This is a genomic window from Streptomyces sp. NPDC059989, from assembly GCF_042736975.1.
Classification (GTDB): Bacteria; Actinomycetota; Actinomycetes; order Streptomycetales; family Streptomycetaceae; genus Streptomyces.
This window is the reverse complement of the sequence record NZ_JBHWUO010000006.1, coordinates 17,882-43,288: the sequence shown is the minus strand read 5'-3', so window position 1 is coordinate 43,288 and position 25,407 is coordinate 17,882. Positions and strand designations below refer to the sequence as shown.

Sequence of the window (25,407 nt, the reverse complement as noted above, 5' to 3'; positions counted from 1 at the left end):
CGGCGGGGCTGGAAATCCAGCCCGCCCGGCGTTTGAGGGCACGGGCGCGAAGCGCACGTATGGGGGTCTGGGGGCGGAGCCCCAGTTTCGGGAAGGGGCGGGGTGGGGGAGAAGGCCCCGCGCAGCGGTGGCCCCCATCCGCGGCCCGGCCGGTCAGGCCGGCCGGCTGAGGCGGTCGCCCCCGGCGAGAACGGCGGCGGCCAAAGCCTCGGCGGCAGCCGTCGGCCGGCGGCCCTGGAGGAGGGCGAACTCCACAGGGCCCAGCTCCGGGAGCCCTCCCACCCGCACCAAGCCCGGCGGGATCAGGCCGCGCGTGTGTGCCATGACGCCCAGGCCGGCCCGCGCCGCCGCGATCAGCCCGCTCAGGCTCCCGCTCGTGCACGCGATCCGCCACGCACGCCCCTCCCGCTCCAGCACCTCCAGCGCCCGCGCCCGCGTGATCCCCGGCGGCGGGAAGACGATCAGCGGAACCGGCCGATCCGGGTCCACCCGCAGCCCCTCCGCCCCGATCCACACCATCCGGTCCCGCCAGACCAGCCGCCCCCGCTCGTCCTCCGGACCCCTCCGCTTCGCCAGCACCAGGTCGAGCCGCCCCGCGTCCAGCCGCTCGTGCAGCGTCCCCGACAGCTCCACCGACAGCTCCAGGTCCACCTCGGGATGCTCGTGCCGGAAGCCCTCCAGGATCTCCGGCAGCCGCGTCAGCACGAAGTCCTCCGAGGCCCCGAACCGCAGTCGCCCCCGCAGCCGCGTCCCCGCGAAGAAGGCCGCCGCCCGCTCGTGCGCCTCCAGGATCGTCCGCGCGAAGCCCAGCAGCGCCTCGCCGTCCTCCGTCAGCTCCACGCTGTGCGTGTCGCGGACGAACAGCGGCCGCCCCGTCGCCTCCTCCAGCCGCCGCACGTGCTGGCTGACCGTGGACTGCCGGACGCCGAGCCGTCCCGCGGCCTGGGTGAAGCTCAGCGTCTGGGCCACCGTGAGGAACGTACGCAGCTGGACAGGTTCGTACATACCGCCCATGCTAGCCGCGCTCATCGCGATCCGTGATGACAGTGAGTGCGGTGTACAGGTTTCCCGATCACCACCCCACCCCCGACGATGAAGACGAAGGGGATACCCGCCCCGACCGCACACCCCCGACAGCAAGTGAGCCCCCCGCACATGCGCCGCCCGCACCTCCCCGCCTGGCTGCCCCTGGACCCGTACATCCTGGCCCTGCTCGGCACCGTCGGCCTCGCCGCCCTGCTCCCTGCCCGGGGCCCGGCCGCCACCGTCGCCGACGGCGCGTCCACCGCGGCCGTGGCCCTGCTCTTCTTCCTCTACGGCGCCCGGCTCTCCACCCGCGAGGCCCTCGACGGCCTGCGCCACTGGCGGCTGCACCTCACCGTGCTCGCCTGCACCTTCCTGCTCTTCCCCCTCCTCGGCCTCGCCGCCCGCGGCCTCGTCCCCAGCCTCCTGACACAGCCCCTCTACAGCGGCCTGCTCTTCCTCTGCCTGGTCCCCTCGACCGTCCAGTCCTCCATCGCCTTCACCTCGATCGCCCGCGGCAACGTCCCCGCCGCGATCTGCGCCGGCTCCTTCTCCAGCCTGGCCGGCATCGTCCTCACCCCGCTCCTCGCCGCGGGCCTGATCGGCGGCAGCGCGGGCGGCTTCTCCCTGGACTCCCTCGTCAAGATCGTCCTCCAGCTGCTCCTGCCCTTCCTCCTCGGACAGGCCCTGCGCCGCTGGGTCGGCGGCTTCCTCGTCCGTCACAAGAAGGTCCTCGGCTACGTCGACCGCGGCTCGATCCTGCTCGTCGTCTACGCCGCCTTCAGCGCGGGCATGGCCGCCGGCATCTGGCACCAGGTCAGCGTCCCGCGCCTCGGCGCGCTGATGCTGGTGGAGGGCGTACTCCTCGCCGTGATGCTCCTGGTCACCTGGTACGGGGCCGGGCGGCTCGGCTTCGACCGCGCCGACCGCATCGCCATCCAGTTCGCCGGGTCGAAGAAGAGCCTCGCCGCCGGACTCCCCATGGCCAGCGTCCTGTTCGGCGCCCAGGCGAGCCTCGCCGTGCTGCCGCTGATGCTCTTCCACCAGATGCAGCTGATGGTCTGTGCGGTCCTCGCCCGCCGCCGCGCCGCCCAGGGCGAGCCGATCGAGTCCGGCGAACCCGCCGCCGACCGTGTGGCGGAGGTCTCCCGCCCGGTCCAACACCCCACTCCCCAGGCCCGGTAACGTGCGGCGGTGACCTGGATACGCCCGCTCGCCGCCCACGCCGAACGCCCCTGCACCCTGGTGGTCTGCCGCGGCTGCTGCTGCGGCGACCCCCGCAAGAACCCCGGCTCCGACCACGCCGGGCAACTCGCCCGCCTCCGCGAGGCCGCCGCGGCCTCCGGCGGCCGCCTGGCCGTCCGTACGAGCGACTGCCTCGGGCCCTGCGCCCAGGCCAACGTCATCGTGGTCCAGCCCACCAGCGAGGCCCGCCGCCGCGGCGCCCGCGCGGCCTGGTTCGGCTGGGCCCTGGACGACACGGCGACCGACGAGATCATCGCCTGGGCGGAGGCCGGAGGCCCCGGCTCCACCCCGATCCCGCCCACCCTCGACCTCCACCGCATCGACCCGCCGGCCCCCAAGGAGCCCCCGGCCTCCACCCGCCGAGGCCGCCGGTCCAAGCGCTAGAAGGCGCGCCGGGGTCAGTAGCCGATCCGTTCCTCGCCCGCGTAGATGTTCATGTTCGGACCGCGGAGGAAGCCGACCAGGGTCAGGCCCGACTCCAGCGCCAGGTCCACCGCGAGCGAGGACGGTGCCGAGACGGCCGCCAGGATCGGGATGCCCGCCATCACGGCCTTCTGGGCGAGTTCGAAGGAGGCCCGGCCGGATACCAGCAGGACCGAGCCGGTCAGCGGGAGGCGGCCGGCCTGGAGGGCGCGGCCGACGATCTTGTCCACCGCGTTGTGCCGGCCCACGTCCTCGCGCAGGTCGACCAGCTCGCCCTCCGCCGTGAACAGCCCGGCCGCGTGCAGCCCGCCCGTACGGTCGAAGACCTTCTGGGCCGCGCGCAGCCGGTCCGGGAGCTCGCCGAGGAGATCCGCGGGGACGCGTACGAGATCGGCGGCGATCCCCGGGAAACGGGTCGCCGTACGGACCGCGTCCAGGCTGGCCTTGCCGCACAGGCCGCAGGAGGAGGTGGTGTAGACGTTCCGCTCCAGCGTGATGTCCGGAACGGGCACTCCGGCGGCCAGCTGTACGTTGACCACGTTGTAGGTATTGGAGCCGTCCTGCGTCGCGCCCTCGCAGTAGGTCACGGCCTGGACGTCCTCGGTACGCCCCAGCACGCCCTCGCTCACCAGGAAGCCCACCGCCAGGGCGAAATCGTCCCCCGGCGTGCGCATCGTGATGGCCAGCGGCTTGCCGTTCAGCCGGATCTCCAGCGGCTCCTCGGCCACCAGCGTGTCCGGACGGACCCCGGCCGTGCCGTTCCGGATCCGGACGACGCGACGGCGTTCGGTGACCCGTCCCATGGTGATCAGCCCACCCCTTCGGTGCTCGTTCCTGTGACAAGCCCATTGTCCCGGTTCCGCTTCGTGGCCCGCCCCGACAGGTGGATCCTCGGGAATCTCCAAATTCCGGGGCCCGAATCCTGTCGGATCACGCGCACCCGTACCCACCGGTAGCAGGCAAAGCTGGGTGATCCTGACTTCTTACGAGGGGAATCCCGCCCATGACCGGTTCACGCGTGGTGGCGCTAGGGCACTACCAGCCCGCGAAAGTGCTCACCAACGAGGACCTCGCGGCCATGGTCGACACCACCGACGAGTGGATCCGCTCCCGGGTCGGCATCAAGACCCGCCACATGGCCGGTCCGGACGAACCGGTCGACGAGCTGGCCTTCCAGGCGGCGGGCAAGGCCCTGGCCGGCGCCGGCCTGACCCCGGACGACATCGACCTCGTCCTGGTCGCCACCTCCACCGCGATCGACCGCTCGCCCAACATGGCGGCCCGCGTCGCCGCCAAGCTGGGCATGGGCGGCGGGCCCGCCGTGATGGACATCAACGTCGTCTGCTCCGGCTTCACGCACGCCCTCGCGACCGCCGACCACGCCATCCGGGCCGGCTCCGCCACCCGCGCCCTGGTCATCGGCGCCGACAAGATGACCGAGATCACCGACTGGACCGACCGCACCACCTGCGTCCTCACCGGAGACGGCGCGGGCGCCGCGGTCGTCGAGGCCTGCGAGGAGCCGGGCATCGGCCCGGTGCTGTGGGGTTCGGTCCCGTCCATGGGCAACGCCGTCCGGATCGAGGGCTCGCCGCCGGTCTTCGCGCAGGAGGGCCAGTCCGTCTACCGCTGGACCACCAGCCAGCTCCCGCCGCTCGCCCGCAAGGTCTGCGAGAAGGCCGGCGTGCGCCCGGAGGAGCTGGCCGCGGTCGTCCTCCACCAGGCGAACCTGCGGATCATCGAGCCGCTCGCCGCCAAGATCGGCGCCGTCAACGCCGTCGTCGCCCGCGACGTCGTCGACTCCGGCAACACCTCGGCCGCCAGCATCCCGATGGCCCTCTCCAAGCTGGTGCAGCGCGGCGAGATCCCCTCCGGCGCCCCCGTCCTGCTCTTCGGCTTCGGCGGCAACCTCTCCTACGCGGGCCAGGTCATCCGCTGCCCGTGATCCGGGCCGGGGCCCCGGTTCCGGGGTCTGCCCCGACCTCGGCGAGACGCCCCGTCTCGATGCGGCCCGATACGGCCGTCGGTGCATGCGTGCAGGTCAGCACGGCGTGGCGGACGGCTGCCGCTCGGATATGTGGTCGGAGCCCCGCCGATCCTTTGCTATTGTTGTCCATGTCGCCGCGGGAAACCGGGGCCGACCACCTAGTCCGGGTGGCGGAATGGCAGACGCGCTAGCTTGAGGTGCTAGTGCCCTTTATCGGGCGTGGGGGTTCAAGTCCCCCCTCGGACACAAGCAAGAACCCCACACATCGTGTGGGGTTCTTCTGTTTTTCCGGTCCGCTCTTCCGGTCCGCTCCCTCACGTGTGCAGGACGACCAGGCCGCCCGGGGTGGTCAGGGTGCCCGGGGTGACCTCGGTGAAGGTGTGGGGGAGGGAGAGGCGCGGGGGGCCGGTGTCCGGGGCGGCGTCGAAGAGGTAGGCCGCCGCCGCGGTGGTGTCGCTGACCAGGTGGGGGCCGCCGGGGGAGGGCGTGGTGCCCGTCAGCGGGGTGCGGAAGAGGCGCCGGAGGTGGCGGAGGGTCTCCGGGGTGACCGGGCCCCGGGTCTGCCGGGACTGCGGGGACGGGGGTTCGGAGGACTGCGGGTCCGGGGACGGGGAGGCGGCGGAGTCCGGGTCCGGGGCGGGCGGGGCGTCCGGGGGGATCGCGCCCGTCAGGAGCAGCGCGAGGAGCACCGGGACGGCCTTGCGGCGCAGGGCCTCGGTGGCCGAGCGCAGGCGGTGGGCATGGGTGGCGGGCAGGGACAGCGCGAGGCTGCCGGCGGCGTCACCGGTCGCGATGGGGACCGCCGAGCAGACGACCCCGGGGGAGTACTCCAGCAGGTCGAAGACGGGCGCGCCGGGGGCGACCGCGTCCAGGGCGGTGAACAGGGCCCGGCTGTCGGTGATGGTCTGCGGCGTGAGCCGGGCCGGCCGGTACCGGGCCACGTGGTCGGCGCGGCGGTCGTGGTCCAGCTGGGTCAGCAGGCACTTGCCGACCGCGCTGGCGTGCGCGGCCGCCCGGAAGTCCACCCACTCCTGCACCGGCGGGGCCGCGGGCCCGTCCGCCATCTGCGTGATCCGGACCTCCCCCTCGGCGTACCGGCTCAGGTACACCGCGGCGCCCGCGCTGTCCCGGGCCAGGGCCAGGGTGCGCTGGAGCTGGCCCGCCAGGCCGTGGCCGCCGGGGGCCGCGAGCCGGTCCAGGGCCGGCCCGCGCGCGTAGACCCCCGCGCCCGCGCGGTACGCGTACTCCTCCTCGCACAGCATCGACAGCAGCGGCCCGAGCTCCGCCTCGGTCAGGCCCGCCTTCCGCGCGAGCCGGGGCGCGCGCACCCCGAGGGGGTGCTGCTCCAGGACCCGTACGACGGCCAGCGCGCGGCGGGCCTCCGCCATGGCCTCGCCGGTCCCGGCCTGGACGACGGTCTCGCGGGCCGCCGCCGTCAGTGCGGGGTGGCGCAGCGGTCCGGTCGCCGGCCGGGGCGGGGGCGGGGGTGTGGAGGCCGCTGCCTCAGCGGTGGCCGTGACGGTCACGGTGGCCGCCGGCGGCGGCCGGAAGGCGGCCAGCACCCTGGGCAATCCGGGCCTCGGCAGCGGCACCGGGCCCAGATCGGGATCGTCCAGCTGGTCGACGTAGCGCAGGACGGTCGCCTGCGCGCACAGCCGCACGTCCCGCAGGTCCCTCCTGCCGCTCGGCCGGAACCCGCGGCGGCCCAGCTCGCGCGCCCAGAGCCGCGCGTCGTGGTGCTCACCGCGCCGGGAGTGGTCGAGGAAGAGGCAGTAGGCGGCCGGGGCGGTCCGCGACCGCCCGGAGCCGGCGGCGAACTGCCACCAGAAGCGGGCGCCTTCGCGCAGCCCGGCCAGGTGGAGCAGACAGCCGAAGACGACCGCGCCGGCCAGGTCCGTGTGCGCGCTGGCGAGGAAGGCGGTGAGCTGGGCCTCGGCCTTCGGCGCGCACACGGCGGCCAGGCAGGCGGCCTTGAGGTCGCGGCGGGCCCGTTCGGCATCGAGCGGGCAGTCCCGTACGGGGTCGCTCCAGCCGTAGGCGGACCGGCGCCGGGCGCGGTGTCCGGGGACCGGGGTGTGCGGGGTCGCGCGCAGCAGCCGGGCCTCGGCCGCGCCGAGGTCGTAGTGGCGGTAGCGGTCGCGGACGCCCGCCCGGGCGAGGAACTCGGCCAGGGAGCGGGGGGTTTCGTCGCCGTCCGTCGGCTGGCGCCGTTCGTAGGGCCTCATGATTCGGCTGATTCCGCTGATTCGGCTGATTCGGGGGATGGCGCGGACGTGTCGAGCAGGCGGGCCAGCCGCCGGTGGGCCTGGCCGAGGTACGAGCGGACCGTGGCCTCGTCGACGCCCATCACGGCGGCGGCCTCACCGGGGGTGCACTGGAGCCCGTACCGCAGGAGCACGGCGTCGCGCTGCCGCTCGGCGAGCCGGGAGACGGCGGAGTAGAAGCGGATGGTGTCGGTCAGCACCTCGTACTGGTCGGCGTGCGCCTCCTTGAGCGCGGCCTCGAACGCGCTGATGTCCATCGGCTCGGGGTGCTGCTGCCAGGGGTGGCGCCGGTGCTGCCGGTCGATGATGGAGTGCTTGAGCACGGTCCACGCGTAGGCGTCCAGCCGGTCCATGTGCAGCATCTTGAGCCACTCGCCCATGATCGAGTCGAAGGTGGCGTCCACCGCCTCCTCGGCCGCCGCGTCGGAGCCCAGCTGCAGATACGCGAAGCGCATGTACGCGGGCCGCCGATTGGCGTGGAAGGCCCAGTACGACAGGCGCGCCGTCGGATCCCACTGGCTCATGGGCGTCGGCCGCCGGCGTCGGCTCGGCAGTCCCACGGCCCCACCGGACTCCTCCGGTCCGCCATCGCTCACCGTTCCACCTCATCCCCTGTGCCCTGAACAGCAAATCAGCGCGGGCGCACCCGGAGGGCGCAGAGAAGAAAGCTGGAGGGATAACGGTCGCTGATGATCGGCCCGTGATCGATCTTGATCGGGCCGGGCTTCAGCGGGCACGTATGCATATGCCCCCAGGTCCCGGCGGCGCCGAGGGCCACCGTCCGCCTGTAGCATGAGCCCCATCGCGAGGGCCGTGACGGAGAGGTCACTGCCCTCGCTTTTGCGTTATGTCCACCCATGAACAAATGCGGCGCGGGGCCTTTCGGCGGTTCGATACGATGAACCGCGTTCACAATCCGTCACGCCACGTTGCACCGCACATGAGAAATGGAGCATCCGAGGATGGCTCGACACCTGATCACCAGCGCGCTTCCGTACATCAACGGGATCAAGCACCTGGGCAACATGGTCGGGTCGATGCTTCCGGCGGATGTGTACTCCCGGTACCTCCGCCAGCGCGGCCACGACGTCCTGTACATCTGCGCCACCGACGAGCACGGCACCCCCGCCGAACTCGCCGCCAAGGAGGCCGGTATCTCGGTCGCCGAGTTCTGCGCGCAGGCCCACGACGCCCAGAAGGCGGTCTACGACGGCTTCGAGCTGTCCTTCGACTACTTCGGCCGCAGCTCCTCCGCGCAGAACCGCGAGATCACGCAGCACTTCGCGCGGGGGCTCCAGGAGAACGGCTTCATCGAGGAGCGCGCGATCCGGCAGGTCTACTCGCCGGTCGACGGCCGCTTCCTGCCGGACCGCTACGTCGAGGGCACCTGTCCGCACTGCGGCTACGACAAGGCCCGCGGCGACCAGTGCGAGAACTGCACCCGCGTCCTGGACCCCACGGACCTGATCGAGCCCCGCTCGGCCATCTCCGGCTCCACCGAGCTGGAGGTCCGCGAGACCAAGCACCTCTTCCTCCTGCAGTCCAAGCTCCAGCACGAGGTCGAGGCCTGGGTCGCCGAGCACGAGGAGGAGTGGCCGCAGCTGGCGTCCTCCATCGCCCGCAAGTGGCTCACCGAGGGCCTGCACGACCGCGCCATCACCCGCGACCTCGACTGGGGCGTCCCGGTCCCGGCCGACACCTGGCCGGAGCTCGCCGCCGAGGGCAAGGTCTTCTACGTCTGGTTCGACGCCCCGATCGAGTACATCGGGTCCACCAAGGAGTGGTCGGACCTGGACCCGGCGAACCGCGACTACAAGTCGTGGTGGTACGAGGCCGAGGACGTCCGCTACACGCAATTCATGGCCAAGGACAACGTCCCGTTCCACACGGTGATGTTCCCCGCCACCGAGCTGGCCACCCGCGAGCCGTGGAAGAAGGTCGACTACGTCAAGGCCTTCAACTGGCTGACGTACTACGGCGGCAAGTTCTCCACCTCGCAGAAGCGCGGCGTCTTCACCGACCAGGCGCTGGAGATCCTCCCGGCCGACTTCTGGCGCTACTTCCTCATCGCCAACGCGCCCGAGTCCGACGACTCGTCCTTCACGTGGGAGCACTTCACCACCACGGTCAACAAGGACCTCGGCGGCACCCTCGGCAACTTCGTCAACCGCGTACTGACCTTCTCCCGCAAGAAGTTCGGCGACGAGGTCCCCGCCGGCAGCCCCGCCGGCGAGGTCGAGGCCAAGCTGGGCGAGCAGATCGCCGAGCTCCTCGCCGAGTACGAGGGCCACATGGACGCCCTCCAGTACCGCAAGGCCGCGGCCGCGCTGCGCGCCCTGTGGTCGGCCGGCAACTCCTACCTGGACGAGAAGGCCCCCTGGCTGGAGGTCAAGACCGACCTGGAGGGCGCGGCGCTCACCCTGCGCACCGCGATGAACCTCATCCACCTCTACTCGGTGGTCTCCGAGCCGTTCATCCCGGCCTCGGCGCGCGCCATGCGCTCGTCGTTCGAGCTCGCCGACGACACGACGACGTGGATCACCCCGGAGCAGGCCAGGTCCCTGGACGCGGTCCCGGCCGGTACCCCGTTCACCGTGCCGCCGGTGCTCTTCGCGCGGGTCACCGAGGAGGACCTGGAGTCCTACCGCGAGCGTTTCGGCGGTTCGCCGGAGGCCTGAGCCTTCGAGTGACCAACGCGTGAGGGGCGCGACCTTTCGGGGTCGCGCCCCTCACGCGTACCCGCGGTGGTGGTGGCGGTGGCGGCGGTGGCGGTGGTAGGGAAAACCCCACCGTGAAGTGTCCGCCTGGGTGTGCAGACCGGGTGGGGGCCGCGCGGCTGCAATGGCCGTATGCCTTCTTCCCGTACAACGGCACGCGCCGCCGCCCGCACCCCGATGACCACGCCATGGGTGGCAGGCTGGCTGCTCGCGGCGGCCTGGGCCCTCTCCTTCCCGCTGTTCTCCTCGCTGGGCCCGCACCGGCTGTGGGGCTGGTGCGCGGCCGCCGGATACCTGGCGGCCGCCGCGGCCACCGCCCTCGGCCGGCGCCGGGCGGCGCTCTGCGCGGCCCTGTCGGGGGCGGTCGCCGTACCGCTGCTGTACCTGGTGCTGACGGGGCAGGGGCAGTCCGAGGTCGGCGTGATCGAACGGTCCGGGCGGCTCCTGCTCCAGACCGGACGGCTCTACGTCGACCAGCCGGCCGGGGTCGGGGAGTACACCCCGTACCTCCCGGGCATGGCCCTGCTCGGCGCGCCGCGCGCCCTGCTGGGCGGCGGTGACGGCTGGGCGGTGCGGCTGCTCGGCGACGCCCGGATCTGGTGCGCGGCCGCCCTGTTCGGCGGCATGTGGGCCGGGCGCCGGCTGCTGGGCGGCGCCCCTTCGCCGCTGCTGCCCGTGCTGGTGGCCTCGCCGGTGGTGGCGCTGCCCCTGGCGGTGAGCGGGGTGGACCTGCCGCTCGCCGGGCTGTGCTGCCTGGCGCTCGCCGCAGCCGCGGCCGGGCGGCCGGTCCTGGCCGGGGCGGTGCTCGCCGGAGCGTGCGCCCTGAAGTGGACGGCGCTGCCCGCGGTGGCGGTGGCGGTCGCCCTGCTCGCGGCCTGCCGGGGCGGGCGGGCGGCGGTGCGCTGCGGGCTGGTGGCGGCCGGCGGCACGGCCCTGCTGGTGCTGCCGAGCGCACTGCTCCAGCCGGGCGAGCTGTGGCGCCAGGTGTTCGCGTTCCCCACCGGCCGGGCGGAGGTCCCGACCCCGGCGAGCAGCCCGCTGCCGGGCCGGCTGCTGGCCGAACTGGGCTCCTGGGGCTGGTACCTGACGGTGGCCCTGCTGGCGGTGGCCGGCTTGGCGGTGGCGCTCTCCCTGCTGGTCCGGCCGCCGCGCACGGTGGTGGCCGCGGCCGACCGCCTCGCGATCGGCCTCACGGCGGCCTTCCTCCTGGCCCCGGCCGGCCGCTTCGGCTACCTGGCCCTCCCGGTACTCCTGGCGGCCTGGGCCCGCTCGGCGTCCCCCCGCCGCGGCACCTCGCGCATCGTGACCGGCTCGGGGGGTGTCCGCAAAGTCGGTTGGGGAGCCATGGCCGCAGGCAGGCGAGGGTGACCAGGGCTGCGTAGTGGCGCGCCTGTTCGTCGTCCAGGCAGCCCATGAGCAGCGGCCCACCAGGAGCCCCTCCCCGGAGGGACTTCTTCGGCTTGCGGGCCGTGTTCGCTCGTAGCGGCAAGCCGCATGAACTCAACACCTGGACGGCAAGATCAGCTTGGCGGCACGAGGTCGCCACGACTCCCCTGGGGTGGACATGAGCAACCGGCAGACCGGAACCGTGAAGTGGTTCAACGACGAGAAGGGCTTCGGCTCTGAGCGCGACAGCTTGGCCGGCCACTGAGCCCTTCGCATGGCCATCGTCGCGCTCAGCCGTTCACGACCTTTGGTGGCCGCCGCGTGGCCTACCTGCCTGCGATCGTCACGTCCTGGATGGTGACCTTCTTCTTGGGGGCCCCGTCGCCTTCGCCGTTGGCGTTGTCGGATCCGGCTTTCGCGACCTGTTCCAGTACGTCCATGCCCCCGGTGATCTTGCCGAAGACGGTGTAGTTCGGGGGCAGCTCGGAGTCGCCGTAGACCATGAAGAACTGGCTCCCGTTGGTGTCGGGTCCCGCGTTGGCCATGGCGAGGGTGCCCTTGCCGTACTCGGCCGTCTGCGCGCCGGACTTGGCTGTCGGCAGGTTCTCCGTCCCGTACCTGTAGGCCGGCCCACCGGCGCCGGTGCCGGTGGGATCTCCGCACTGCAGGACCTTCAGGGCCCCGGTGGTGAGGCGGTGGCAGTTCGTGTTGTCGAAGAAGTCCTTCCCGGCCAGGTAGGCGAAGGAGTCGACGGTGCAGGGGGCCTTCTTCCCGTCCAGGGAGAGGGTGATGTCGCCCAGGTTGGTCTTGAGCGTGGCCTCCACCGTGCTCGTGTACGGGGGATCGACGGGGGGTGTCCCCACGTTCTTGGCCCCCTGCTCTGTGTTGTCCAGGAATTGGCACTTCCCGGGCTCTGCAGTGGGGATGGGGGTGGCATGCGGCGGCTGGGAGGCCGCGGGCAGGAGTCGGGGCGCGGCCTGCCCGTAGGTCATGGCGGCGAGTCCGGCAGCGAGCGCGGCGCCGACCGTCACGCGCAGAGCGGTGTGGAGCATGGGAGTCCGTTCATGGGTGCATACAGGGGAAACTCGATCTTGATAGCGGGCCCTGCTGCTCCCCATGGCGAAACACCGCAGAAGTCGTCCCAACGGGTGGTACTCGTTCCCGCCCTGACAGTGCGCACGCCCCATGGCCAAGGGATTGGGGATGCCCCCGGCGCCAGGGGCACGCCGTTCTCGTCCGGCCCTGCTCCCCGCATCAGCGGGCCGCTCTGGCCTATCCGTACGAGATTGCGGTGCCGTAGGCCACCAGGTACCAGGAGCCGGCGTCCGACCCCTTCTGCATGGCCGTCAGGCGTGCACCGATGACCTCGTTGGCCCCGACGTTGGCCGCGTTCACACTCAGAGATGAGAACGCCTCGCCGGGGAAGACCTGTTGGTCGCCCCAAACCACCCAGCTGGTGAAAGGGCGGTCCATCAGCTGAGGGTTGTCGACGGTGAGGACCGGGACCGGAAACGGAAGTTGTCTCGCCATGAACATGGCATGGTGTCAGGGTCCGACCCGTTCGGCAACGGGCAGTTCAGGCCGTGTAACTGGCCGGTAGGGCACCCCGGAGTACCTCCACGAACATGCGCTCCCAGCCGCCATTCCGGCGATGCGGCCGGTCACAGGAAGGCGGGCTGCCAATGAACATTCTCACGGCGCGCGGTTCAGACGGTCGGCCCCTCTTGATGCTCCGGCCTGGTCAGTGGCGGGAGCGATTCCCAGAAACTAGCCAAGGCCCGTTCGGCCCTACAACGTTCTTGATCAGAATCTGAGCTTGCCGTTTGTCGTCCCCACAGCGCGAAAACGCCGATCGAGTTCGAGTCGCCGCAGTGACCAAGCCCTCCGCCATCACGGCACTCGCCAAGCCCGGCAGGAGCCAAAACATGGGCACTTCTGTGCGCAAATTCGTCACGGCCACCACCGAGTCGGCCGTGTTCGCCGGCGGGCTGATCGGGCTGATCGGGCTGTCGGCGACGCCCGCGTCCGCAGGTGAGGTCTGTGACGACGTCTACAAGCGCAAGTACACGGAGATCTCGTCCACGTGGCACAAGGTGGTCGCGTCGGGAGTCGTCGACAACCGCCGCGGCGATGCTTCCGTGCGCGAGAGCGTCGCCGCGAGTACCAGGTGTACGTCACGCACCAGTTCCGGAGCTGCCACGTCTCCAACTACTGGGCGAAGGTCACGGTGGCGGACTCGTACACCGAGACCTGGAACAGCTGAGCCGTCGCTCGAGCGCGGGCCATGAACGCGCTCGAGCCTGATCAGCGTTTTCGCGCGGTTCGGCGGACGCGTAGACGGCCTTCGCCTGATTCTTTGCTCCGTCACGGAGTGGATCAGGCGAAGGCCGTCTGCACGTCCGCCACCGGGGCGCGTCTGACTCCGATCGCTGTGCCACCGGGCAAATGACCCGGCGCTCGCCGGTGCCGGCCCCGGTGATCGCGTGGGTCTCGACCCGATCGTCGGTCATGGGCAGCAGCCGTACCCCGGGCTGCCGGCGGTCGCAGTGGACCTCGGCGCATCAGCGCGCTGGATGGTGTTGGGCCGTGGGCCGCGATCCAGGCCCGGCATCCCGAACTCCCGCACGTGCTCTTTGTGTCCGGAGCCGGAATCCCCTGGCGCGGTACCGAGCAGCCGCGCCGCAGCAAGGACGCGCCCCGCCGCCGGCAGCTCGTGACCCGCGGGCATCACTGGGCAGACCGTGGGGCCGTGGCCGAGGGCCGACTGGCGGAGCTGGTGCGGTGTAGTGGGAATGGGGGCGGCCCTGGGCGGCGAACCGGGTCGTCCGGCATCCGGGCCATCGACGGAAGTGATCTCCTGTCAGAAAAGGCAGCAGCGTGGGCAGTCGGGGTGTGCCAGGCTGGGGAAATGATGTTCGAGTTCGAAGAGGAATGGGCGCAGGCGAAGGGAGAGGCAGCCATGCGCCTCGCCTCCGCCGGGCCGTCGCCGACACCGACCCCCCAACCCAGTCCCTCCGCGTCCCCGGCGCCCGCCCCGGGCAACCCCGACCTCGGCCTCGCCGACGGCCCCGTACGTTCCAAGGCGTCCGGGATCCGTACGGCGAACGCCGAGGCCCGGGGCAAGTCCACGCTCGACGACGCCGAGGCCGTGGGCCGCAGCCACGCCGGGTGGGTGGCCGGGTCCGCCAGCAACGACTGCGTGGGTGCCTGGCAGCGCAGGCTCAGGGAGCTCGCGGACCTGGTCGACGACGCGGCCGACGCCCTGACCACGGGCACCAACGCCATCACCACCGAGGACCGGGCGATAGCCGACGCTCTGCGCGCGGCCGGCGGCGTACTGGAGGAAGCCTGATGGTCTCCGTACCCGAGCTGAAGCAGGCCGACCCGCAGAAGTGGCGTACCGCGGCGGACGACGCGGTCGCCGTGGCGAAGCAGTGCGACGGCCTCGCCTCGTACGCGCGCCAGGACGTTGCCCGCACGGTCGACCGGTGCTGGGTCGGTGAGGCCGGACGTGCCGCCACGGAACGGTTCGTGAAGCACGCCGACGACTACGAGACGTCCGCGCTGGCCCTGCGTGCGATGGCCAAGGCCTACGACGACCTGGCCGAGGCGATCGAGGGGGCGCAGCGGGACCTGAACAGCGCCCTGGACTACGCCCGCACCCGCGACCTGAAGGTCGACGACAGCGGCCGGGTCCAGCTGTCCCACCCCGTCATGGTGCCGCAGGGCAGTACCGAGCACCTCGAACCGGTCCGCCACGCACAGGGCATCATCGCCGACGCCCTGCGGAAGGCGACCCAGGCCGACATGGACACGGCACGCGCCCTTCGCACGATCGAGGGCCTCACCGCCGTCTCCGACCCGAAGCTGGCCAAGGAGGCCCTGATCCCCGGGTCCCCGCTCGCGGTCGCCCTGGCCTTGTCGGGCGGCGTCGACGGCCTGCACCCGATCAACGTCTCCCCGGCCCAGTTCGCCGCACTGAACCGGGCCGCAGCCGAGACCGGCATCAGCCGCAAGCTGCTGCTGGCGATCCTGTGGCAGGAACAGCAGTGGTACCAGAACTTCAGCCCCGGCCTGACCGGCCCCCTGGCCCAGGCCGGACGCATCTTCAACTGGTCGTTGCAGCAGTCGCTCAAGCCCGACAAGTCCCTCGGCATCACCCACATGAAGCCGGACACCGCGCGGCAGGTGATGGAGAACAACCGGGAGGCGTTCACCCTCCCGGACGGCACCTTCCTCGGGCATCTCGACGACGCCCAGCTCACCAAGTACATCGAGGAGAACCCCGACGAGAACATCCGCATGAGCGCCTACCACCTCAAGGGCATACAGGAGGAGCCCTACGGAGCGAGGACCGACAAGCAGCTCTTCACCCTCTACGCCGCGGACACGCCGGGGGTGCGGGAACTGAACGAGCAGTACGGCGACGAGTCGGGCAACCGGGCCAACGACATCAGGACCCGGGGCGAGAACTGGGACAAGGTGGAGCCGCACCTGGACGATGCGATGGCCTGGTACGCACTCACCGATGAGCAGAGGGCCACCGCCGTGCGGCAGCTCGAGTCGCAGACCCCGGCCGGACACCACGTCTCCGTCGACCCGATCTACCATGAGGGCGGCGGGCCGCACACCGGAACGGGCACCGGTCCCGCGGAACCCGGCACGCCCTCGCCCAGCCCGGGTCCGGCGCCCCGGCCGCCGAGGAGCAACTGACCCATGCGCACAGCGAAGTTCGCCCCAGTGCTGCTGGGGATGCTACTGACACTGAGCGCCTGCGGCCTCGTCGACAGGGACCGAGGACGCCCTCCGCTGACACCGATGCCGTCCAACGTGCCGACCGGTCCCGAGTACGCGTCCGCCGACGATGTGATCGCCGCCTTGGCCAAGGGCGGCTTCGACTGCAAGGTGCCCGTGCGCAACGACTACCCGTACGGGTCGAACGCCGTCTGCGAGGTGCAACACCGCGGAACCACGGTCTACAACGACATCTCCGTCCTGAGCACGGCCCGCTTCAGCAGGGACGAGGTCGGCGACTCCATCGCGTCGCGGCGCAGCGGTCCGTACCGGCAGACCATCGTCGCCGCCGGCAACTGGTACATCTGGGTCCGGCCCGGCGACTACGCCTACGACATGGCCGCGGCACTTCCGGGTTCCGTGGTCCTGGAACCGCTCGTGGAGAAGTAGATATCCCGGGTCGGCGCATCGGCTGCCCCCTGAGCATCCGCGGGGACGACCTCGTTCTGGGCCTTGGCTCCTCCTGATACGGAACCCGTCGGCCGAGGACGATGCATGGAGCGCCCTCGGCAGCCAGGACGACCTCCGGGCCGGCTCGTCCGACTCCGCCGCCAGGCGTAGCCCTGATGGGCCAGGTACGGGATGCCTGGCGTAGCCGATGGGGTTGTGTGTCGTGCCTGCGGTACCGGAGACGGGCGGGACGCGGGATAGTCGGGTCCATGGTCACGCTCTCGTCCACCGGTCCGGCGCCCTCGGCAGCCGAGGTGCTGCACGCCCGGTACGCGGGCCGGCTGCCTGCCTCGCTGGAGAAGCTCGCAGGTCCGAAGCACGGGGTGGTCGAGCTGCCCCTGCACGTCGCCTGGTCCGGACTGCGCGCCTACGACCTGGACCGCCCGCGCCTTCGCATGGGCCTGTACCGCACGGTCCTGGCCGAGGGCCGGCACGAGGACCTCGTGACCCTGCTGAACGCCGAACTCCTCCTGGCGCAGTGGCCCGTCCTGCGCACCCTGGTCAGCAGGCACGTGCGGCAGGTCTGGGAGGAAGCCTTCCCCGAGCTGGCGACCGCGGGGTCCGCCGCCGCGTGAAGCTGAGCGACCTGCACCGGCGGCTCCTGGCCGCCGTCATCGACATCGGCTCCCCCTACCCCCTCGTCATTACCGGCGGGTACGCCGTCCAGGCCCACGGCCTCGTCGAGCGCCTGAGCCAGGACCTCGACTCGACGTCGCGACCGAGAACCCGGCTCCGATGGCGGATATCGTCTCCAGCCTGGAACAGGGCCTGACCTCGCGCGGCTGGCGGGTGCGCGTGATCGACGTGGACGCGCTCTCGGCCCGCCTGATGGCCGCCGACCCTGTCACAGGCGAGGAGTGCGAGGTCGATGTCCTCAAGGAACACTTCTGGACGCCGCCCGCCCAGACCGAGTACGGACCGGTCCTCGCCTTCGACTCCGTCATCGGCACCAAGGTCCGCGCCCTGGCCGACCGCGGCGCCGTCCGCGACCTCATCGACGTCCATGCCGCCTCTCACCACCGCACCACCAACGAGCTGGAACGGCTCGGCAGGCGGCACGGCCGCGACGAGTTCCGCCTCCACGACCTACGCGACCGCCTCGCAGGCGCGGACTGGGCCGACGACGACGAGTTCGCCGCGTACGGTCTCACCCAGGAAGAGACGGCCGAGCTGCGCGCCTGGGCACAGCACTGGGTGAGCGACCTCGACCAGCGCCTCCACGACCACGACGAGGCCTGATGGCAGAGCGTCCGGCGCGGGCCGCCTTGACAGTCCCCAGTAGGGCCTAACGCCCGGCGAACTATCGCAGCATGTCACGAAGCGCTTGGCTTCAAGGACTCGTCCGACCGCGGGTGGGCCTGGATGAGCGAGAGGCCGATGCGGCGCCGCTCGCGGTCCACGTTATGGGGGACGACGAACATCTCGTCCCCCATAACGATCACACCTTCCGTGCTCTGCGCCTCGCGGTCGATGCGCCGAACGGGACCAGCCTGGTTCACGCGAGCAGGCGATGTGGATATGTCTGGGTTCCACCCGCACGAGAACACGCAGGAGCCACCCAGCGATACTCTCGTCACCAGCACCGCTTCCATCATTCAGAAAGCTGCGAGAAATGGGTTCTCGAGGAAAGAATCGAGATCAGCGATCTCAATAAGCGCCACGGCGGCAAAGGTCCTGATGTCGTCGTCCTGCATCTCCCACACCAAGCCCCTCTTCTCAGCCAGGAGGATCCCAGGGCCACCCTCCGCCCTGATGTGATGGTATCTTCCTCGAAAATCGATCGAGTGCGCACTCGCCGAGGAAAGCTTGACGAATCTATGTCGTCGCATTACGGACCGAATTCCGGAAATGTGAACGGTGTCTCCGGCGATACGTCCCGCCACCCCTGATCTCACCTGCAGCCTCATCGCATGACCTGGCGGCGCAACCCCATACATCTCGGCCAGGTGTTCTCCATTGAGCGTAACTTTCCAGTCCTCAAGAATGCCCCCGACCGCAGACGTAACAGATGGCGCCCGCGAACGACACCTCCGAAGGGAGAGAACACCAAGCGGACTGGCGACTGTTAGACACTCCGTTCCGTCGGAGATGGGCCCAACCCACTTAATGCGAGATACGAGAAGCTTGGGGTCGAACTGAACTCTCATTGATACCCTCCCGTCAAATGGCCCGAACTTTCCAGGCATGTTCAGTGCTCAAGGACTCCGTCGATGGCCGGAGGGCCCAGAGGCGACTCCCGAGGTACCCTCGCAGCAAGAGGCGTCCACGTGGGGTGTCAACTCTACCTAGGGGTGGGTCCGGTGGGTCCGGAGATCCCGGTCGATCACACCAGGATCTCCGGACCATCGGAAGATTCCATTAGCTAGGCCACGTCACCGCGAAGTAGGTGACCCCGCTTGGCGACATGCAGCCGCTACAGCCGCTCGCGCGCCTTTTTGATAGCGTAGCCCAAAGGTCCAGCCTTCATGATCTCCCGGAAAGCTCCTTGGAAGCCCCCTGATACAGAATTCTTTGCGAGATAATTCACCGCCTCAGGCCCAGTCGTCTCATGCCCATACGCCTTATCGATCGCCAGGAATGTCGGCGTCCCTATGAGGGCTCCGGTTACAGCGCCAGCGATGACGACACAAGCGAGTCCGACAGTACCTACGCAGGCCGCTGCAGCGGCCAATCCAGCCAGCATTCCGACGCCTATGCCAGCAGCAAGCTGAGTAAGCTTCCTGTTGCTTGTCCAGTAATCCCATTTCTTCTCGATTGAGCTAGAAGCCGACTTCCAGGCATCACTTGCACCACCCTTGAGGGAGTCCCAGAGAGTCTTCTTCTCGGGCTTCTTCTCTGTCTTCTTAGAGGTCGACCAGTAGTTGCGGGACGGCTTGCAGTCGGGGTCGTGGCGACATGTGTTCCTGTTTCGGGTCTTCTGCTCCACGTATTCGCGAGCGAGCGTGCCACCGTTGGCGGAGACTTCCCTCTCGTAGTTGTTGCCGTAGCCCGTGGGCTTGGTCCCGCCGTTGCTGCAGGTGTACATGCCGCTGCGGCACTCTTCGAGGGCTTCGCCGGTCGGGTCCCACTCGGTAAGGGGGCTGTTGTTGGCGTACTGGTAGCCGTTGTGCTGGCGGGGGTCGTCCACCACCATCAGCGGGTCAACGGATATGAAGCGGCCGCTAATCGGGTCGTATTCTCGGGCGCCGAGGTGGGTGAGGTCGGTGGTCTTGTCCTGGGTTCCGCCGACGAAGCCTCGCTCTCCCGGCCACGCGGTCGGCTGGGCTCCACGGTACTCACCGAAGGGCTTGGTCGCGCGGCGCTGAACTTCGAGGGTTGCAGCGTCGACGGCCGTGGTGCCGGTGTTGTGGTGGTCGGCCGCGACGTAGGAGACCTTGCCGTCGGAGGTGCGGACGATGGTGGTGCCGCCGGGTGTCGAGTAGTAGCGCGTTCCGGCCACAGTGTTGGCGGCTGTGTTGAGGGTGAGTTCAGTCGAACCCATGTAGAGGGTGGTTTTGCCGGGGTCCTTGCGGAGCAGGCGGTTGCCCGACGCGTCGTAGACGTAGGTGGAGGTGCCGGCGCCGGTGGTGGCCGAGGCGAGTTTGCCCTCGGCCGTCCAGGTCAGGGTCTGGGTGGTTCCGGCGGCGTCAGGACGGGTCAGCGTGTTCCCGGCCGCGTCGTAGGTGGTGGCGCTGGTGACGGACGGGCCGGTGCCGGTGGTCCTGGTCGTGGAAGTCGGAGCGTGCGGCCGCGGGGATCCCTGGGCCGGGTAGGTGTGGGTGGTGGTGACGGTCTTGGCCGCGTCTCCTGCGGGGTCGTGGTCGGTGGAGGAGGTGCGGTTGCCGGTCACGTCATAGGTGAAGGACTGGCGGTAGGGAGCCGAGCCGCCGATGTTGCCGGGCTGGGGCGTCGTATTGATGCAGCCGCCGATGCCGGGGACGGAGGGGCCGGGCTGGGTGGTGGTGGTGCCGGTGTCGGTCCAGGCTTCCGTGAGGCGGCGCAGGTAGTCGTAGGTGAAGCACTGGGTGTCGCGGGTCGCGTCCTGGGTGCTGCTGACCGAGGTGACGTCGCCTGCCGGGGTGTAGGTGTAGTTGGTGATGTCGACCGCGGTGGCTGCGTCCTGCTTCTTGAACTCGGTGCTCAGGAGCCGGCCGGTGGCCGGGTCGTGGATGTTCGTGAAGCTCGCCTGCCTGGGATCATCGCCGAAGGTGGTGCGCTGCACCCGGCCTAACTCGTCGTAGTCGGTGAAGTTGACGTAGGCGACGTTGTCCGAGCCGTAGGAGACGGCCAGGCCGTTGTTGTTGCGCCCGGTGGTGAGCCTCTCGGAGGGCAGACCGCCCGCGGCCGGCAAGGTGGTGCGGCGCTCGAGGCCGGTGATGGGGTCGTACGTGGTGGAGGCGGTGTAGGTGCCGCTGAGGGCTCCTTCGCCGTCGGGTACGGTCAGCTTGGTGCCGGTGGGCCGGTAGCCGATGTCGTAGCCGGTGGTCTCCTGCCGCCAGGGCTTGCCGTCCACCCAGCTGGTGGAGGCGGTGGGCTGGCTGGGAAGCAGGGTGTCGTACTCGTACGTGGCCAGCTTGGGGCCGTCGGCCGCGTTGAGGTTGCGGGAGGTCGGACGGCCCAGGATGTCGTAGCTGGTGAAGGTCACGGTGCCTCGGGCGTCCACGGCGGAGACGGGACGGTCGGCGGCGTCGTACGTGGCCGTCGACGTGCCCTTGTCCGGGTCCACCGAGCGGATCTGGCGGCCGTGGAGGTCGTAGTCGTACGTCCAGATATTTCCGGCGGGGTCGGTGATCCGGGTCAGCTTGTCGTCGACGTTATAGGCGTAACGGGTGGGGTCGTAGTCGCCCTCGGGCTTGCCGCTCTTGTAGTTGCGGCGCTCGACCGTGCGTCCACGGGCGTCGGTGACGACGCTGCTGGCGGCGTCGCCCTTCGGCGGGGTGGTGTCGGTGCGGTCCGCGCCCGGGTAGGCGGTGATACTGCGCCACTGCTCCTTCGCCTTGGAGGAGAAGGTCTTGGCAACCGGGCGACCGAGTCCGTCGTAAACGGTGCCGCTCTGTGCGGGAACCATGTTTTCATCGGCGATGAAGCGGGTCTTCACCGGATCGGATTCGGCATTTGTGTAGGACTCGTTGGTCTTGAAGGCGCGGCCGAGACTGTCATAGAAGGTGTCGGCGATCAGACGGCTGCTCGCCGCGCTGTTCTGGGGAACCGACTGCACCTGGACTTGCTGGCCGAGCGCGTCGAGGATGCTGATCGAGGTCGCGTAGGACTGGTCGGACCGGAGTGTCTGGGTGGTGACGGAGCTCGTGCCAGTGTTGGCGAGGTCGTAGACGAAGACCTTGCTGGCGCTCAGGCTGCGTGCGCGGCCGGGCAGCCAGACGGCGGTCGTGCGGCCCAGTGCGTCGTATGTCGCCTCGGTGATGCGGTTGTTCTGGTCCTCCGTTTTGACCGGCACTCCACGCAGGGGGTGCAGGCTGGTCGTGGTCGTCCAGTTCTTGGCGTTGGTGCCCTTGATGGTGGTCGCGCGGGCCGGTGCGGCCGGCTCGTACACCGTCGTCGTCTTCGCGCCCCCTGCGTCCGTGGCTGTGGCGACGCGGCCGTAGGCGTCGGAGGTCGTGGCCGAGTTGACCGAATACTTCGGCTGGCCTGCCTCGAAGCGGTCCAGTTCCTCCGTGCTCGTGACCTCGCCGGGGCCGTTCAGCGTGCCGTGGGGCTGGCCGTCGTAGAAGGTGCGATCACGGCCGAGGGTGTTCGCCTCGGTCGCGGTGGCGGCGCAGTCACTGCTCTGGATCTCGACTGTCTCGGAGACTCGGTCGATCATCCAGGCGGCGGTGTTCCGGGCGTAGGAGGTGACGCTGCAGATATCGGGAAGGCCGTCGGCCTGGTCTCGGGTCCACTCCGGCAGGCCGTAGGCGCCGTCGTACTTGGCGGTCTTCGACGTGGTCTGCCAGGTCTTGTCGACGCGTAGCTTCTTCTCCTTCGAGGAGCCGTCCCGGTGCATCTGGGCCGTGAGAGCCGGAAGCTTCGTGCCGCGGCTGTGGGTGGAGGTGGCCGCGGAGAGCCAGGGCTCGGACTGGGACACGGAGACGAGCTCGCCACCGTCCGAGGCGAAGGTCTGGGTCTCGCGAACGGTGCCGGCGAGCGCGTTGCCGTCCTTGACCGTGTTTCCCGCGAGGCCGGTGAAGGTGGCGGTGCGCTTGCTGCCGTCGGCCTTGACGTCGCCGTCCATGCCGCGGAGGTAGAACGTCGCGGCCTTGGTGACGGTGTCGGGGGCGGTGCCGGCGCGGGTGATGACCTGTTCGTACCCGCGGAACTGGTTCCAGGTGCGGCGCTTGTCCTCCGTCAGTTCTTCGTCGTCGCGGTGCCAGGCCGCGCCGCCGACGTACTCGTAACGCGTCTCCTGAGGGCGGGAGCCGCCGAAGGGGTCAAGTTCGGTAACGCGCGTGACGACGTACTTGTGGAACCAGTCCAGGGTCGGGTCGAGCGGGCTCTTGTCGTCCGGGTTCCAGTAGGCCGGGTAGCAGCGCGTGGTGTTGGCGTCCTTCGATGACGGGAGTCCGGCGCCCGGTGCACAGTCCGGATCCGCGTATCCGATGTCAGTGACCTGGCCCGTTTCGGAGGTGATGCCGACTATGCGGCGCCGGTTCATTGCGGGCTTGTTGTCGGCGCTGGAGTCGACGCGGTTGTTCCTCAGCTGGCCGGTGAAGGTGACGGGCTTGGTGTCGAGTGTGGTCGCGCCGTCGTGGCCGGTGTGCAGGAGGGATGCCAGCCACAGAGCGGGCGCGGTGTGGTCCTCCGGGTTGGGGAACTCGTGCCGGAGCTCGTAGGAGTCGACGTTGTCATAGCCACCAGCGGTGTTGAGGACCTGCGTGGTGATCTTGGTGAGGCGCTTGGTGGTCCAGAAGGTGGCGGAGTAGTTCTCGCAGGTGCCCGTGGCCGCGCAGTTCTGGTCGAAGGGGACGTCCGGCCACCGGGTGGCGTTGGCTTTGGTCAGTTTGGCCGGGGCGCAGTCGAAGACATCCTTCTCCGGGAGACAGCGCTCAGAGGCAGTGAACAGGACCTGTGCCGTCGGCTTGACCGTGTCCGCGTCGGACAGCTTCGACCCATAGGTGATCTTGGAGAGGTTGCCGCCGCGGATGTACGGGGTGAGGGTGCCGTTTGGGGTCTCGGCGGACACACCACGCTTGTAGTGGTTGCTCTCCGTGTCGTACCAGTGTGTGGTCACGCCGCCGCGCGGATCGACGATGAAGTCGAGGTTCCAGCGCCATGCCTGCTGGCACCACGACGCGGCGAACGTCGACTTGTTGCACTCCTCGCCAGCGTTGTTTCCGTAGACCGGAGTGGTCCAGGCGGAGTTGGTGGCTGGGGCGGTGGAACTGCCGGGCTTGCGGCCGACGCCGAAGTAGTACTGGATGCCGTCGGGAGTGGTGACCTTCCAGTACTCGCCGTTGTTGTCCCCGTTGCTCGCGCCGGTCAGCCGCTCGACCTTCGAGGCGTCGTCATTCTCCAGTCGCCAGGTACCGGTCGCGTCGTCCCGCACAAGCGTCGACGATTTGCCGTTCAGCGAGATTGTGGCGTTGTGGCCGGCCAGACACTGTTCGCTGGATTCGGCCTGGCCATCCTTGGAACAGGGCTTGAAACTGCGCTCAACGAAGCCGGGTGAGTAGTCCCAGCCCTCGCCGATCCATGAGGCCTGGTTGTTGGTGGCGGCGGTGCGCCCGTCGACCGATTGAGAGCTGTAGTCGAGGGAGATTCTCGGCTTGGAACCGCCCAGCCCCTCAGGAACGTTGATCGGGTACGACCAGGAGAAGCCACCAGCGTTACCGCCGCTGGTCCACTTGCCCGAGGGCGCCAGGCTGGTGGCGGTGAAGGTGCCCGCAGGGCCGCCTGGGGCGGCCGATGCGGCGATCACCGTCGCCCCAGCCGGGGCGGCATCCGCCGTACCGCCAGCACGTATGCCTTCAGTCGCGGATCCGCCCTTGAGGGTGACCTCCGCGCTGAGCAGTCCGGCTCGATCGCCGTCCTTGGAGGTCACCACAGGCTTCTGGGTACGGCACTCCGCGCGCTCGGGAGTGGTCAGCGCGCACTCGGGGAGGGCGACCAGGTGGGCTCGGGAGAGCCAGTCACCGCCGAAGGCGCCCGCGATGTGCGAGACGTCCACGGAAACCTTGACCGGGCCCTTGCCCGCACCCTCGGCGGGGCGGACGGCGAGCAGCAGGCCCTGGACGCCGGCCTTCTCGGCGGCCGCACGGTCCATGAGTTGCACGGCGGCCTTGCCGGTTCGAGGTGCGTCCTTCCCTGTCGCGGGGTGAACCCAGACGGGGGCTGCGCCCACGCGGCTCGGATCGGCAACGGGTGCCGCCGGGACACCTGAGGGTGCGGGCGCAGTGAAGAGCGAGCCGTGTGGGGCCGCGGGTGGCGTGGCGGTCAGATCCACCTCCGCCTGCGCGGCCGGCGGCCAGTACACGTCCTTCGGATGCCAGGCGGCAGCCCCGTCGCCCTTCGGAGTCTTCGGATCCGCTTTCGGAGCGTTTTTCCCGGATACCGATTCGGTTTTCTTCACCTTTCCCGGTGACCAGCGGCGGGAATCATTCGGGCTCCCCTGCGCAGCCTGAGCCGCCCCCGAGCCGACGAGCAGTGAAAGCGTGACTAAAAGCGGAATTAAGACGCTCCGGTGGATCACCGAGCGATTTCTCAACGTGCGAAGTCCAGCTGGTGCCGACACGGCATGCCCCCCACGGTCGCCGAGTGGATCAATTGGCTTGGGAGCCTAGCCTGTCGCTAAACTGCAAAATATAGAGCAAGCCGGACAAGACGTGCCCCCGGAGGCTCCTCCACTCCGGAAAGATGCCCAAAAATGCACCGTCGCGCGGCGTGTTGGCCAAATCCCGCCAGCCAATTGATCACGATTATGCGAATAAGTTCCAGTGAATATAGAGTTCCGTATCTACGGCCGCAGCAGGCTCCGTCAGAGAGGCTGTTAGCGTTCACGCCCAGTTGTCAGTCACCAATCACACTGGGGGGTTTGCCGTGGGGGGCATACCAAGAGAACCGCGGCCGGCCGGGCGGCCGTTCGCGGTCGCAGGGCTGGTCGCATTAGCTCTGTCCGTTGCATCTGTCGGCGCGGCGCCAGCCGCAT

17 protein-coding genes, 1 tRNA gene and 3 pseudogenes are annotated in these 25,407 nt (G+C 69.9%); 12 read left to right on the top strand and 9 right to left on the bottom strand.

The window, feature by feature from the left end:
* Window positions 1–153 precede the first annotated feature (153 nt).
* Window positions 154–1,005, bottom strand: a complete 852-nt coding sequence (locus ACFWBN_RS07385) for a LysR substrate-binding domain-containing protein (protein WP_385171993.1) — start codon at window positions 1,003–1,005, stop codon at window positions 154–156.
* A gap of 150 nt (window positions 1,006–1,155) precedes the next feature.
* On the opposite strand from ACFWBN_RS07385, the gene ACFWBN_RS07380 reads away from it, so the two are divergent.
* Both ACFWBN_RS07380 and ACFWBN_RS07375 read left to right on the top strand, forming a co-directional pair.
* Window positions 1,156–2,208: a bile acid:sodium symporter family protein gene (locus tag ACFWBN_RS07380; protein WP_385171990.1), complete on the top strand. Its 1,053-nt coding sequence runs from the start codon at window positions 1,156–1,158 to the stop codon at window positions 2,206–2,208.
* Between the two features lie 9 nt (window positions 2,209–2,217).
* Window positions 2,218–2,652, top strand: coding sequence for a (2Fe-2S) ferredoxin domain-containing protein (locus tag ACFWBN_RS07375; RefSeq protein WP_385171987.1), 435 nt, complete (start codon window positions 2,218–2,220; stop codon window positions 2,650–2,652).
* A gap of 14 nt (window positions 2,653–2,666) precedes the next feature.
* Here the strand turns inward: ACFWBN_RS07375 and fdhD are convergent, their stop codons facing one another.
* Window positions 2,667–3,494, bottom strand: coding sequence for a formate dehydrogenase accessory sulfurtransferase FdhD (gene fdhD, locus ACFWBN_RS07370; RefSeq protein WP_385171984.1), 828 nt, complete (start codon window positions 3,492–3,494; stop codon window positions 2,667–2,669).
* Window positions 3,495–3,694: 200 nt separating this feature from the next.
* Between fdhD and ACFWBN_RS07365 the strand changes: the two genes are divergently transcribed.
* Together ACFWBN_RS07365 and ACFWBN_RS07360 are read left to right on the top strand one after the other, a co-directional pair.
* Window positions 3,695–4,636, top strand: a complete 942-nt coding sequence (locus ACFWBN_RS07365; protein ID WP_385171982.1) for a beta-ketoacyl-ACP synthase III — start codon at window positions 3,695–3,697, stop codon at window positions 4,634–4,636.
* A gap of 203 nt (window positions 4,637–4,839) precedes the next feature.
* Window positions 4,840–4,924, top strand: a tRNA-Leu gene (locus ACFWBN_RS07360).
* A gap of 422 nt (window positions 4,925–5,346) precedes the next feature.
* Here the strand turns inward: ACFWBN_RS07360 and ACFWBN_RS07355 are convergent.
* Window positions 5,347–6,066: pseudogene (locus ACFWBN_RS07355) on the bottom strand (IclR family transcriptional regulator C-terminal domain-containing protein); the annotation flags it as partial.
* Window positions 6,067–6,899: 833 nt separating this feature from the next.
* On the bottom strand, window positions 6,900–7,538 hold the full coding sequence (locus tag ACFWBN_RS07350; protein ID WP_385171979.1) for a sigma-70 family RNA polymerase sigma factor: 639 nt from the start codon (window positions 7,536–7,538) through the stop codon (window positions 6,900–6,902).
* A gap of 366 nt (window positions 7,539–7,904) precedes the next feature.
* On the opposite strand from ACFWBN_RS07350, the gene metG reads away from it, so the two are divergent.
* The 3 genes from metG to ACFWBN_RS07335 all read left to right on the top strand — a co-directional run bounded on the left by metG (window position 7,905) and on the right by ACFWBN_RS07335 (window position 11,310).
* Window positions 7,905–9,620 (top strand): methionine--tRNA ligase, encoded by a 1,716-nt coding sequence (gene metG / locus ACFWBN_RS07345; protein WP_385171976.1) that lies wholly within the window; start codon window positions 7,905–7,907, stop codon window positions 9,618–9,620.
* Between the two features lie 171 nt (window positions 9,621–9,791).
* On the top strand, window positions 9,792–11,027 hold the full coding sequence (locus ACFWBN_RS07340) for a glycosyltransferase 87 family protein (protein WP_385171974.1): 1,236 nt from the start codon (window positions 9,792–9,794) through the stop codon (window positions 11,025–11,027).
* A gap of 190 nt (window positions 11,028–11,217) precedes the next feature.
* A complete protein-coding gene (locus tag ACFWBN_RS07335) occupies window positions 11,218–11,310 on the top strand; it encodes a cold-shock protein (RefSeq protein ID WP_385171971.1) in 93 nt (30 codons plus the stop codon).
* A gap of 61 nt (window positions 11,311–11,371) precedes the next feature.
* Here ACFWBN_RS07335 and ACFWBN_RS07330 read toward each other — a convergent pair whose 3' ends face one another.
* The 3 genes and pseudogenes from ACFWBN_RS07330 to ACFWBN_RS07320 all read right to left on the bottom strand — a co-directional run.
* Window positions 11,372–12,097, bottom strand: a complete 726-nt coding sequence (locus ACFWBN_RS07330) for a peptidylprolyl isomerase (RefSeq protein ID WP_385171969.1) — start codon at window positions 12,095–12,097, stop codon at window positions 11,372–11,374.
* Between the two features lie 220 nt (window positions 12,098–12,317).
* Window positions 12,318–12,518: a heavy metal-binding domain-containing protein gene (locus ACFWBN_RS07325; RefSeq protein ID WP_385171966.1), complete on the bottom strand. Its 201-nt coding sequence runs from the start codon at window positions 12,516–12,518 to the stop codon at window positions 12,318–12,320.
* 971 nt (window positions 12,519–13,489) lie between these two features.
* Window positions 13,490–13,600, bottom strand: a pseudogene (locus tag ACFWBN_RS07320) (2-phospho-L-lactate transferase); the annotation flags it as partial.
* Between the two features lie 353 nt (window positions 13,601–13,953).
* Here ACFWBN_RS07320 and ACFWBN_RS07315 point away from each other — a divergent pair.
* The 5 genes and pseudogenes from ACFWBN_RS07315 to ACFWBN_RS07295 all read left to right on the top strand — a co-directional run bounded on the left by ACFWBN_RS07315 (window position 13,954) and on the right by ACFWBN_RS07295 (window position 17,528).
* On the top strand, window positions 13,954–14,397 hold the full coding sequence (locus tag ACFWBN_RS07315) for a hypothetical protein (protein WP_385171964.1): 444 nt from the start codon (window positions 13,954–13,956) through the stop codon (window positions 14,395–14,397).
* Entirely contained in the window at window positions 14,397–15,758 is a 1,362-nt protein-coding gene (locus tag ACFWBN_RS07310; RefSeq protein ID WP_385171961.1) for a hypothetical protein, read from the top strand. Before ACFWBN_RS07315 ends, ACFWBN_RS07310 begins: the two co-directional genes overlap by 1 nt.
* A 105-nt stretch (window positions 15,759–15,863) precedes the next feature.
* Window positions 15,864–16,229 (top strand): hypothetical protein, encoded by a 366-nt coding sequence (locus ACFWBN_RS07305; RefSeq protein ID WP_385171958.1) that lies wholly within the window; start codon window positions 15,864–15,866, stop codon window positions 16,227–16,229.
* A 269-nt stretch (window positions 16,230–16,498) separates the two neighbouring features.
* The gene (locus ACFWBN_RS07300; RefSeq protein ID WP_385171955.1) at window positions 16,499–16,864 is read left to right on the top strand and encodes a hypothetical protein; all 366 of its coding nucleotides are present in this window, start codon (window positions 16,499–16,501) and stop codon (window positions 16,862–16,864) included.
* Window positions 16,861–17,528: pseudogene (locus ACFWBN_RS07295) on the top strand (nucleotidyl transferase AbiEii/AbiGii toxin family protein). The gene ACFWBN_RS07300 and the pseudogene ACFWBN_RS07295 overlap by 4 nt, the downstream one beginning before the upstream one ends.
* A gap of 356 nt (window positions 17,529–17,884) precedes the next feature.
* Here ACFWBN_RS07295 and ACFWBN_RS07290 read toward each other — a convergent pair.
* On the bottom strand, window positions 17,885–18,475 hold the full coding sequence (locus tag ACFWBN_RS07290) for a hypothetical protein (RefSeq protein WP_385171953.1): 591 nt from the start codon (window positions 18,473–18,475) through the stop codon (window positions 17,885–17,887).
* 227 nt (window positions 18,476–18,702) lie between these two features.
* Window positions 18,703–24,831 (bottom strand): RHS repeat-associated core domain-containing protein, encoded by a 6,129-nt coding sequence (locus ACFWBN_RS07285; RefSeq protein WP_385171951.1) that lies wholly within the window; start codon window positions 24,829–24,831, stop codon window positions 18,703–18,705.
* Between the last annotated feature and the right edge of the window lie 576 nt (window positions 24,832–25,407).

Bases quoted from the DNA above. Each gene is read 5' to 3' on its own strand.
- ACFWBN_RS07385 (WP_385171993.1), bottom strand. From the start codon at position 1,005: ATGTACGAACCTGTCCAGCTGCGTACGTTCCTCACGGTGGCCCAGACG.
- ACFWBN_RS07300 (WP_385171955.1), top strand. From the start codon at position 16,499: ATGGTCACGCTCTCGTCCACCGGTCCGGCGCCCTCGGCAGCCGAGGTG.
- ACFWBN_RS07340 (WP_385171974.1), top strand. From the start codon at position 9,792: ATGCCTTCTTCCCGTACAACGGCACGCGCCGCCGCCCGCACCCCGATG.
- ACFWBN_RS07315 (WP_385171964.1), top strand. From the start codon at position 13,954: ATGATGTTCGAGTTCGAAGAGGAATGGGCGCAGGCGAAGGGAGAGGCA.
- ACFWBN_RS07365 (WP_385171982.1), top strand. From the start codon at position 3,695: ATGACCGGTTCACGCGTGGTGGCGCTAGGGCACTACCAGCCCGCGAAA.
- ACFWBN_RS07325 (WP_385171966.1), bottom strand. From the start codon at position 12,518: ATGGACCGCCCTTTCACCAGCTGGGTGGTTTGGGGCGACCAACAGGTC.
- metG (WP_385171976.1), top strand. From the start codon at position 7,905: ATGGCTCGACACCTGATCACCAGCGCGCTTCCGTACATCAACGGGATC.
- ACFWBN_RS07305 (WP_385171958.1), top strand. From the start codon at position 15,864: ATGCCGTCCAACGTGCCGACCGGTCCCGAGTACGCGTCCGCCGACGAT.
- ACFWBN_RS07380 (WP_385171990.1), top strand. From the start codon at position 1,156: ATGCGCCGCCCGCACCTCCCCGCCTGGCTGCCCCTGGACCCGTACATC.
- ACFWBN_RS07290 (WP_385171953.1), bottom strand. From the start codon at position 18,475: ATGCCTGGAAAGTTCGGGCCATTTGACGGGAGGGTATCAATGAGAGTT.
- ACFWBN_RS07310 (WP_385171961.1), top strand. From the start codon at position 14,397: ATGGTCTCCGTACCCGAGCTGAAGCAGGCCGACCCGCAGAAGTGGCGT.
- ACFWBN_RS07330 (WP_385171969.1), bottom strand. From the start codon at position 12,097: ATGCTCCACACCGCTCTGCGCGTGACGGTCGGCGCCGCGCTCGCTGCC.
- fdhD (WP_385171984.1), bottom strand. From the start codon at position 3,494: ATGGGACGGGTCACCGAACGCCGTCGCGTCGTCCGGATCCGGAACGGC.